The organism is Virgibacillus sp. LDC-1 (genome assembly GCF_030137545.1).
Taxonomy (GTDB): domain Bacteria; phylum Bacillota; class Bacilli; order Bacillales; family Amphibacillaceae; genus LDC-1.
The window spans coordinates 1-10,086 of record NZ_JARUVL010000030.1; the positions used below are offsets into that span (position 1 = coordinate 1).

Annotated in this window: 6 protein-coding genes, 14 tRNA genes and 2 rRNA genes; 3 read left to right on the forward strand and 19 right to left on the reverse strand. The window is 38.2% G+C overall.

Annotation, left to right across the window (positions count from 1 at the left end):
* Positions 1–759: 759 nt before the first annotated feature.
* A complete protein-coding gene (locus QBK89_RS14795) occupies positions 760–996 on the reverse strand; it encodes a hypothetical protein (protein WP_284141800.1) in 237 nt (78 codons plus the stop codon).
* Between the two features lie 917 nt (positions 997–1,913).
* Between QBK89_RS14795 and QBK89_RS14800 the strand changes: the two genes are divergently transcribed.
* The 3 genes from QBK89_RS14800 (at position 1,914) to QBK89_RS14810 (ending at position 6,085) form a co-directional block, all read left to right on the forward strand.
* Entirely contained in the window at positions 1,914–2,216 is a 303-nt protein-coding gene (locus QBK89_RS14800) for a phasin family protein (RefSeq protein ID WP_284141801.1), read from the forward strand.
* A 55-nt stretch (positions 2,217–2,271) separates the two neighbouring features.
* Positions 2,272–3,927, forward strand: a complete 1,656-nt coding sequence (locus QBK89_RS14805) for an ABC1 kinase family protein (RefSeq protein ID WP_284141802.1) — start codon at positions 2,272–2,274, stop codon at positions 3,925–3,927.
* Positions 3,928–4,033: 106 nt separating this feature from the next.
* A complete protein-coding gene (locus QBK89_RS14810) occupies positions 4,034–6,085 on the forward strand; it encodes a catalase (RefSeq protein ID WP_284141803.1) in 2,052 nt (683 codons plus the stop codon).
* A gap of 274 nt (positions 6,086–6,359) precedes the next feature.
* Here the strand turns inward: QBK89_RS14810 and QBK89_RS14815 are convergent, their stop codons facing one another.
* The 18 genes from QBK89_RS14815 to QBK89_RS14900 form a co-directional block, all read right to left on the reverse strand.
* Complete coding sequence (locus QBK89_RS14815) at positions 6,360–7,325, reverse strand: tRNA dihydrouridine synthase (protein WP_284141804.1); 966 nt, start codon at positions 7,323–7,325, stop codon at positions 6,360–6,362.
* A gap of 251 nt (positions 7,326–7,576) precedes the next feature.
* Entirely contained in the window at positions 7,577–8,161 is a 585-nt protein-coding gene (locus QBK89_RS14820) for a hypothetical protein (protein ID WP_284141805.1), read from the reverse strand.
* Between the two features lie 223 nt (positions 8,162–8,384).
* A tRNA-Leu gene (locus tag QBK89_RS14825) sits at positions 8,385–8,468 on the reverse strand.
* A gap of 20 nt (positions 8,469–8,488) precedes the next feature.
* Positions 8,489–8,562 (reverse strand) — tRNA-Cys (locus tag QBK89_RS14830).
* 15 nt (positions 8,563–8,577) lie between these two features.
* Positions 8,578–8,649 (reverse strand) — tRNA-Gly (locus QBK89_RS14835).
* Positions 8,650–8,652: 3 nt separating this feature from the next.
* Positions 8,653–8,727 (reverse strand) — tRNA-Gln (locus tag QBK89_RS14840).
* 4 nt (positions 8,728–8,731) lie between these two features.
* Positions 8,732–8,807, reverse strand: a tRNA-His gene (locus QBK89_RS14845).
* A 14-nt stretch (positions 8,808–8,821) separates the two neighbouring features.
* Positions 8,822–8,895: transfer RNA gene (locus tag QBK89_RS14850), tRNA-Trp, on the reverse strand.
* A 20-nt stretch (positions 8,896–8,915) separates the two neighbouring features.
* A tRNA-Tyr gene (locus QBK89_RS14855) sits at positions 8,916–9,000 on the reverse strand.
* Between the two features lie 18 nt (positions 9,001–9,018).
* Positions 9,019–9,094: transfer RNA gene (locus tag QBK89_RS14860), tRNA-Phe, on the reverse strand.
* A 7-nt stretch (positions 9,095–9,101) separates the two neighbouring features.
* A tRNA-Asp gene (locus QBK89_RS14865) sits at positions 9,102–9,178 on the reverse strand.
* 36 nt (positions 9,179–9,214) lie between these two features.
* A tRNA-Met gene (locus QBK89_RS14870) sits at positions 9,215–9,291 on the reverse strand.
* Positions 9,292–9,305: 14 nt separating this feature from the next.
* Positions 9,306–9,381: transfer RNA gene (locus tag QBK89_RS14875), tRNA-Val, on the reverse strand.
* A 41-nt stretch (positions 9,382–9,422) separates the two neighbouring features.
* A tRNA-Glu gene (locus QBK89_RS14880) sits at positions 9,423–9,497 on the reverse strand.
* 15 nt (positions 9,498–9,512) lie between these two features.
* Positions 9,513–9,604: transfer RNA gene (locus QBK89_RS14885), tRNA-Ser, on the reverse strand.
* A 1-nt stretch (position 9,605) separates the two neighbouring features.
* Positions 9,606–9,680, reverse strand: a tRNA-Asn gene (locus QBK89_RS14890).
* 11 nt (positions 9,681–9,691) lie between these two features.
* Positions 9,692–9,807, reverse strand: a 5S ribosomal RNA gene (rrf, locus tag QBK89_RS14895).
* A 155-nt stretch (positions 9,808–9,962) separates the two neighbouring features.
* Positions 9,963–10,086, reverse strand: a 23S ribosomal RNA gene (locus QBK89_RS14900); the annotation flags it as partial.

Genomic DNA, 10,086 nt, shown 5'->3' on the forward strand with positions numbered 1-10,086 from the left:
GAAAGTGGGCATATCCAGAACTGGGCAATGGTTATGAACCAACTTCTTCTTCAAGATGAATTAAAAGATAGAGTGTTAAAGTATCTTGAGTAAATTAGAACTTACACACTTTATTTGACAAACCCAATAAAATGCTATGTCGGTTTTATTTGCTTTTAAACCTAAATTCCTTTTCTTAATTAGTTGTTCAGATGATTTAAGTTATGACACTATATTTAAAAAGTAAGCCGACAAACCGACTTTTTTCTGTACCTTATTCAACTAAAGCACCAAATAGTTTAAGTGAACCTATGCACATAGTGATATTATATTAATGGGCAGTAAACTTATTATCTCTATAAGCCGTTCTGAAGCCACAGTCTGTGCTCTGTACCCTCCGTTGTACCATGTTGCATTGGAGACCATTTTTTCTACAGTTCTAAATAATATTACTCTTGACACTGCATCTTTAAAGAAATTCTCTGTAATAGCTAAATTTTCTTTCTCCTAGAGAGAACTAGGATGCCAATAGTCCTAGTTCCCCAATTTTATTATGAATTGTTGAATTTTATTATCAGTATGTTGATTCCCTATAAATTTATGCTGCCCTTTCTACAGTTTTCGTATAGAAGAAAAAAATTTTCTTTATATATTCATCCGTCAATCAATACCAAAATTGCAATACTGCTTGATTCCCTAACTGTTTTACTGTAATCAACCCCTTAATTAAAAGGTATTTCATTGGTAAAAGGACACATTATACGTTTATCAATTCACATACTATCTTGCTTCTGCTATTTTTTTAAAAGAAACTTGATATCTTGCCTTATTCGCCATACCAATCATTAAAACTAGTATTCTTCTCTTTTCCCATCTGTAACTTGAACCAGTGCTGGTATATAGTTCTATATCATTGATTTTATTTACATCTAAATCAGTACAATCTACTAAATACATTTCTTCTCCTTGATAATCTATAATAATAGGGAAAGATTGGCGTTCTTCTTTTATATCCATACTTTTAATGTTGTTTCAGAGTAATTACATAACCCTATAATCCAATCCTTTTCTGAACTATAAGTTATAGCCTTCTCTATAAAAGTTGGGTATGGATACAGTTTAAGTACATAACCTGTTATTAGTGGCTTACTATGGTATTTATTATCCTCTGTAGGGTCAATTGCATAATTAGCAAACTTATTGTAAGAATTTTCACCTTCGTGATGATTAGATAATTATGAATCCCTAAACCTGAACTAAAACGAATTTCTGATTGTATTTTTTCTATTGTTTTCATTAGCGAATTACTATCTAATACATACAAACCATATTCTTTTTGATCAGGACTTCCTTGTATATTCATCCTGCTATCTAAATTATAGTGAGATTTTACCTTTCTACTACCCCACATTTCCCATTCGGTATTTGCTAAATCCACCATAATGTCATTGGTCATTAACAAATACGGAACTTGCTTTGGCTTCACTTATAGTGAGGACTGACCCTCAACACTCATTCCACGCTTTTCCAAGCGTTCCAATCCCGTTTCGATCATTCTAGTATGAATATCCTTTTCTGCCCTCTCGGCTATTCCTCAGTATCGTTGACGTAATTAAATTTTTTCTCATATTCTTCATTACTTTATCAACGTGTACCCCCCTACTATTGAAATAGTTTTTCTTAATTTGGAATGTCGTCATAACTCGATAATAGTAAAGATCAACTAATATGCTAAATTCTTTGTCTTTCAGTTTAATTTCATAGTTAATTGCTCTCAAGTCATAGTTTTCCCTTTCCGACGTTCTATACGGAACAAAAAATCGCTTATAGATGGTAGCGAATAGTTTTTATTATCGTCTTTCCGGGTAAAAGAAACTAACAATCTAAATAACTATCTGTTTATTAATGCAAAAATAATAAGGCGGTGAAGGAAAATGAAGGATACCTTTAAAAAAGGAGTCACATTAGGATTAGGTCTTGCAGCAGCGAGTAAAGAGCATACAGAAAAAGTAATAGATGAATTGATGAAAAAAGGAGAGCTAACCAAAGAAGAATCTGATGACCTATTCAGTCAGATCAGAAAGAAAGGAGAAGAAAACCAAAACCAAATTGATCAAAAGATTCAGCAGAAGTTAAAAAAGAAGCTTGAGGAATTAGATGTTGTTACAAAAGATGATTTAAGAGCAATTGAACAGCGTTTAGACTATTTAGAAAAACAAATGAAACGTGATAGCTAAAAATATAATATATTGCTAGAAAGCAGGGATTATCATTTTTTCGAAAATGAGGCATATGCAAAGATATCGTGAAATTGCAGTAGCTTTTTCAAGGAACGGCTTTGGATATATAGTCAAAGAATTAGGTCTAGATCAGCTTTTTCCATTACCAAAGAGAGTAATGTTAAGTAAAGAACAAGATAAAAGCCAGAAAACATTAGGAGAACGACTTCGCTTGATTTTAGAAGAGCTCGGTCCTACGTTTATAAAAATGGGACAAATGGCTAGCATGCGGCCAGATGTCATTCCAAAAGATGTAATGAAAGAATTAGAACTCCTTCAAGATCAACTTACGCCATTTTCATATTCAGAAGTAGAAGCTATAGTAGAAAAAGAATTAGGGGCTTCGGTAGAAGAGTTGTTTCAATCGTTTAACCATGAACCAATAGGGGTCGCTTCAATTGGACAAGTACATGAAGCTGTTTTACCTAGCGGTGAAAAAGTTGCAGTGAAGATTCAACGTCCTAATATCGGGAAGCAGATTCAAACTGACTTAGAGATCTTACATGAATTAGCGGATCAAGCAACATATCGCATAAAACGTTTAAAAAAATTCCAATTAAAAAATATGGTAGAAGAATTTGAAAAGGCAGTTCTAGATGAGTTAGATTTCGTTAATGAGGGAAGAAATACAGCTATCGTAGCTAAACAATTTAAAGAGAACAAGCATCTAATTGTGCCAAAAATATACTGGGATTATACCTCAAAAAAAGTGTTGACGATGGAGCATATCGAAGGGGTAAAACTAAATGATATAGAGGAACTCGATGAGCGAGGCTACGATAAAGCAATCATTGCAGAGCGATTTAGTGATGCAATCCTTCATCAAATTTTTAAGGATGGATTTTTCCATGCGGACCCGCACACGGGAAATTTACTCGCCTTGCCTGGAGAAAAAATTGCATTGTTGGATTTTGGAATGGTAGGAAGATTATCATCTGACATGCAAACGCATTTTGCCTCCCTCATAATCGCGATGATTAGACAAAAGCCAGAATCGATTATTAAGGCGATTAGAAAGATGGGAGTTGTACCAGAAGACGTTAACGAACATGAACTAAGAGGTGACATTGAGCAGTTCTTGATTAAATATTATGATGTCCCATTAAGTGAAGTGAGCTTAGGTGAATCTGTGACGGATTTATTCTCGATCGCACATGAACATGATATCTATATTCCAACTGACTTAACCTTAGTAGGCAAGGCATTGTTAACGATTGAAGGCGTAATCGAACTGCTTCATTCGAACTTAAGTGTAGTGGAAGCAGCAGAACCATTCGGAAGAGCGCTTATTCATGAACGTTATCATCCAAAAAACATCGCGGAAAATATCTTTGATCAATTAGAAGATTATGGCGACGTTCTCCATGATATGCCGGAACTAGTCCAAGAATTATCTTCTATTATGAAAAAAAGAAAATTACCAATCGAAATATCGATACCAGCTGCAGATTCTTTTTTTACAAAGCTAGATCGTGTCAGCAATCGTATTTCTTTTAGTATTGTTCTACTTTCTTTTAGTTTAATTATGGTCGGTTTAATCATTGGCTCTGCACTCGGTAGGCAAACTTCTGTACTGTGGAACATACCTGCTATTGAAATAGGCTTTGTCATTGCGGTGTTAATGTTCGCTTGGATGATGTATTCGATATTTAAATCAGGACGCTTTTGATAAAAATCTAGTTGATATAAAAATCGTTGAAAAATGTTTGTATCATTTATAAGTGGGAAAATATTCACTGTGTCGATGTTATTTTTAAAAGGGAGGATAAATCTTCATGAGTAAACAAGGCCATGAGAATGAAGCCAACCGTAAAAAGAAGCAACTGGAGCAATTCACATCTGAGAATCGCGGTAAAAAGATGACGACGAACCAAGGAGTAAAGATATCTGAGGATGAGTTTTCGTTAAAAGCAGGTGAACGCGGGCCAACTTTAATGGAGGACTTCCACTTTCGTGAAAAAATGACTCACTTTGACCATGAACGAATTCCAGAGAGAATTGTACATGCTAGAGGTTTTGCGGCTCACGGAGAATTCGAAGTTTATGAATCAATGAAACCATATACAAAAGCAGGATTTTTACAAGACCCTTCGCAAAAAACACCAGTATTTGTAAGGTTTTCAACAGTTGCCGGTAATAGAGGATCTGGTGAATTAGCACGAGATGCCCGTGGCTTTGCGACAAAATTTTACACAGAAGAAGGAAATTATGATCTTGTTGGAAATAATATACCTGTATTTTTCATTCAAGATGCGATAAAATTTCCTGATTTAATCCATGCATTAAAACCAGAGCCACATAATGAAATGCCACAAGCTGCATCTGCACATGACACGTTTTGGGATTTTGTAGCCAATAATCAAGAAACAGCTCATATGGTAATGTGGGCAATGTCAGATAGAGCGATTCCGAGAAGTTTTCGAATGATGGAAGGTTTTGGGGTACATACCTTCCGTTTTGTGAATGAGGAGGGCAGATCACATTTTGTGAAGTTTCACTGGAAGCCAGTACTTGGAACACACTCTGTTGTCTGGGATGAAGCGCAAAAAATTAACGGGAAAGATCCAGATTTTCATCGCCGAGATTTATGGGAATCAATTGAAAATGGAGACTATCCGGAATATGAGCTAGGCGTTCAAATGGTACCGGAAGAAGATGAATTTAACTTTGACTTTGATATTTTAGACCCAACTAAACTATGGCCAGAAGAAGATATTCCGGTGAAAATAATCGGGAAGATGACCTTAAATAAAAATGTGGACAATGTTTTTGCTGAGACAGAGCAGGTAGCTTTCCACCCAGGTCATGTGGTTCCGGGAATAGATTTTACTAATGATCCATTGCTACAAGGTAGGCTATTCTCTTATACGGATACGCAGTTGATTCGTTTAGGTGGCCCTAATTTCCATGAAATACCGATTAACCGTCCTGTTTGTCCGTTTCATAATAATCAGCGTGACGGATACGGTCGACAAACAATTAATCGTGGTCCTGTTAGTTATCATAAGAATTCGCTTGCTGAAAATACACCCGCAACCTCAACCGAAAAAGAGGGTGGTTATACTCATTATCATGAGAAAATCGATGCCCACAAAATTAGGGCAAGAAGCGAGAGCTTTAAGGATCATTTTTCACAAGCTACTCTATTCTGGAATAGCATGAGTGACGCTGAAAAAGAACATTTAATTGAAGCTTTTAGTTTTGAATTAGGGAAAGTAGAAAGTAAATCGGTACAAGAACAAGTGGTAGAAATGTTTGCTAATGTCAGTCATGAACTAGCAACGGCATTTGCGGGTGCAATTGGCGTAACGCCACCAGTTGAACGTGAAAATAGTGTAATGAAAAGCTCCCCAGCATTAAGTCAGGAGAATACCATTAAGTCTCCAAAAACAAGAAAAGTAGCGGTGATTTTAGGGCAACAATTTGATGGCAAGGAAGTTACAACCGTTCTAAATACACTTACTAAAGAAGGAGTACAAGTAGAGGTTATAAGTGATAAATTAGGAACTGTGGAAGGTTCCGATAATACTGTGCTAAAGGTAGATCACACCTTCTTAACAGTCGATTCAGTTTTATTTGATGCAGTGTATGCAGTCGGTGGAAGTGATGAAGATAAAGCTTTTTATAAAAAAGCTGCGTGGTTTGTATATGAAGCCTACTCACATTACAAACCGATTGGTGCAACAGCAGATGGTATAAAACTTCTTCAAGTAGATGGAATGGAAGATGATCCAGGTGTCATATATGGAGGTGATGCAATTAGCTTTGCGAGTAAATTTATAGAAGCAATTGCTGCCCATAGACATTGGGGAAGGGAAATCGTATAACCAATAATAGAAAGAGAGCTGACTTTTATGAGGTTAGCTCTCTGATTTTAATACATAAGCCCATTTTAAATATAATGTTTACCTGATTGATAGCGAAAGTGACTATAAACATATAGAAGCAGATAAGGCAAAAGAGACAAATTATACGTTTGAATAATATAATCTGATAAAATTATTTCAACAATCAAATACTATATTAATCTTTTTCTAATTGCCGACCCCTCAGATCATCCAATGAAGTATCTTACTCTTTCACACGTTTAACCAAACTGCTTCATTCTATTTCCTCAAATTCATCGAGCAGTGCACGTACTTCATCTGTTGACTGTGTACTCATTAATTGATTTCGTAATTCACTCGCCCCATTAAATCCGCGAACATATATCTTAAAAAAGCGATGCAACGGCTTGAATGGGCGTGGCTCAATTTTTGAATAGTCATCAAGAAGATCCAAGTGAAGCCTTAAGAGATCAAGCAATTCCTTCTTGTCGTGCTCTCTTGGTTGTTTCTCAAAAGCAAATGGATTTTTAAAAATTCCGCGTCCGATCATTACACCATCCACACCATACTTCTCGACAAGCTCCAAGCCTGTTTGACGGTCAGGAATATCCCCATTAATGGTCAACAATGTGTCTGGAGCCACTTCATCTCGAAGCTTCTTAATTTCCGGTATTAGCTCCCAGTGCGCATCTACTTTACTCATTTCCTTTCTTGTACGCAGATGAATGGAAAGATTAGCGATATCTTGTTCCAACACATACTTCAACCATTCAAACCATTCTTCTATATAAGTGTAACCGAGTCTTGTCTTTACACTTACCGGCAAGCCCCCTGCCTTTGCTGCTTGTATTAACTCAGCTGCAACCTCAGGTCGACGGATAAGACCAGACCCTTTTCCATTCCCTGCCACATTATCTACAGGACACCCCATATTAATATCAAGCCCTTTAAACCCTTGCTCTGCCATTCCAATACTCATTTTACGAAAGTTCTCAGGCTTATCTCCCCATATATGTGCTACCATTGGTTGCTCATCCTCTGTAAAGGTCAAGCGTCCACGCACGCTTTGTAGCCCTTCTGGATGACAATAGCTTTCCGAATTTGTAAACTCTGTAAAAAACACATCAGGTCTAGCTGCTTCACTCACTACATGGCGAAAAACGACATCCGTCACATCTTCCATTGGTGCTAGTATAAAAAATGGTCGTGGTAAATCACGCCAAAAGTTATTCGTCTTCATTAAATTCCAATCCTCTCATGCTAATATCCTAGTTAATTATCCCAAACTTAAAAACGAAGCATCCTTGCTTCCTATACACTTATACCATGCTTAAGCCCTTTTTATCAACCGGATTGTATCCTATATAACTCACTTGCAGCATGAATTCACAGTTCTAATCAGTTCTCACCATTGTTATTAATATTGCCGATTTGCTTAGGAAGGAAGCAAAGATAGAGAATTCCCCCTTCGAATACAAAAGCCACTTTCCTTCAATTCCGATGCTTTATGTATTCCTCTAATAATTCATCTGCTTTTCTAAAACCAAACATATTCTCGTCTATAATATCTTGAAATTTAGATTTAGTTATTTGTTTTGAAAGCTGACCAGTCTCTTCTGAGCGTAATTGGTTATATATAGTTATGAAATAGCTCTTAAGTAATTTCAAAAAAGCTATTTCTTGTTGGTCAAGCTTATCATTCTCCACAAATGAGGGGATGTTATTTCCTTTATATGTAGTTCCTTGATTAATAACTGCTAATGTAGTTTCTAGATAATTGAGTGTTCCACCCATTCCTTCAGTATAATAAGGCACCCTACTAACCATATAATCCAGAATGCTTAGGTTTTCTGTTAAAGATAAAAAAGACAAATGCAAATCAACTTTGTTCTTCTCTTTAAGTATGCTATCAATCTCTTCTATTGCATCCTTTACCTCATGGAAAATATCATGCATATAAATGGTATAATAATTGTTCCTTTCTTGATTGACTTTATAAAATAGAAAATTAAAGAAAAGACTAATACACAGTACAACTACTAAAAGCACCAACAATGTCTTTATATTTTTTCTCACAATATCACCCTTGCTTTAGTTATTCTAATCTTAAATTAGAGATATTATATTATAAATCCGAATACTTCTCTTATAAGCTTACTGAACAAGCAATTATAGACATATAAGATGGAAACTGGTAAGGAGCAAATTCACGCTCCACCCACATCATAAAACCAAAAAAACGCTGATTTTACATTATGTAAAATCAGCGTCAGAACTATATTTATTAGATTTTTTTAGATACCAGTGGTCGGGGTCGAACCGACACGTCCGTGAGGACACGGGATTTTGAGTCCCGCGCGTCTGCCAATTCCGCCACACTGGCAAAATATAAAAGTTAATTCTTGGAGGCGGCAACCGGATTCGAACCGGTGGTAAAGGTTTTGCAGACCTCTGCCTTACCACTTGGCTATGCCGCCGGTTACTCAAGTAAGAGCGGAAGACGGGATTCGAACCCGCGACCCCCACCTTGGCAAGGTGGTGTTCTACCACTGAACTACTTCCGCGAATGGCTGGGCTACCAGGATTCGAACCTGGGAATGACGGGACCAAAACCCGTTGCCTTACCGCTTGGCTATAGCCCAATGATGGGGCGATCGGTGGGGATCGAACCCACGAGTGCCGGAGCCACAATCCGGTGCGTTAACCACTTCGCCACGACCGCCAACATATTAGAAGTGGCAGGGGTAGTAGGAATCGAACCCACATCAAAGGTTTTGGAGACCTTCGTTTTACCATTAAACTATACCCCTACTTAACTAGTTATTATAAATGGTGGAGGGGGGCAGATTCGAACTGCCGAACCCTGAGGGAGCGGATTTACAGTCCGCCGCGTTTAGCCACTTCGCTACCCCTCCACTATTAAATAAATAAAATGGTGGCTCGGGACGGAATCGAACCGCCGACACAAGGATTTTCAGTCCTTTGCTCTACCGACTGAGCTACCGAGCCGTAAAAATGGCGGTCCGGACGGGACTCGAACCCGCGACCTCCTGCGTGACAGGCAGGCATTCTAACCAACTGAACTACCGGACCATTTTTAATTTTTGTACTTCTTGAAACAAAATAATTTGGTTGCGGGAGCAGGATTTGAACCTGCGACCTTCGGGTTATGAGCCCGACGAGCTACCAGACTGCTCCATCCCGCGATATGATTTAGTAATGGTGGAGGATGCAGGGCTCGAACCTGCGACCCCTTGCTTGTAAGGCAAGTGCTCTCCCAGCTGAGCTAATCCTCCAACACATAAAAGATACTAAAATAACTGGTTTTAAATTAAGATGGTGACCCGTACGGGATTCGAACCCGTGTTACCGCCGTGAAAGGGCGGTGTCTTAACCGCTTGACCAACGGGCCAGTTATATTTTAAAGTGGCGGAGAGCGAGGGATTCGAACCCTCGAGACCACTGTCGCAGCCTACACGATTTCCAATCGTGCTCCTTCGACCACTCGGACAGCTCTCCATGGCTCCACAGGTAGGATTCGAACCTACGACCGATCGGTTAACAGCCGATTGCTCTACCACTGAGCTACTGTGGAATACGTTATGAGCCTGGCGGCGTCCTACTCTCACAGGGGCAATGCCCCAACTACCATCGGCGCTGAAGAGCTTAACTGCTGTGTTCGGCATGGGAACAGGTGTGACCTCTTCGCTATCGCTACCAGACAATACTATGTATAACCATGTATCTGTAATTTTTCCAGACAAACTATATTATAATCGTTTTCCAGAAAAAATCAAGTGTAATTTAAGTTGGATACATATTTGTACCCTAAAAACTAAATAAGAGATCTACCAATGACAAGCTGACATAAAGAAGGTTAGTTAAGTCCTCGATCGATTAGTATCCGTCAGCTCCACGTGTCACCACGCTTCCACCTCGGACCTATCAACCTCATCGTCTCTGAGGGATCTTACTCACTCGAAGTGATGGGAAGTCTCATC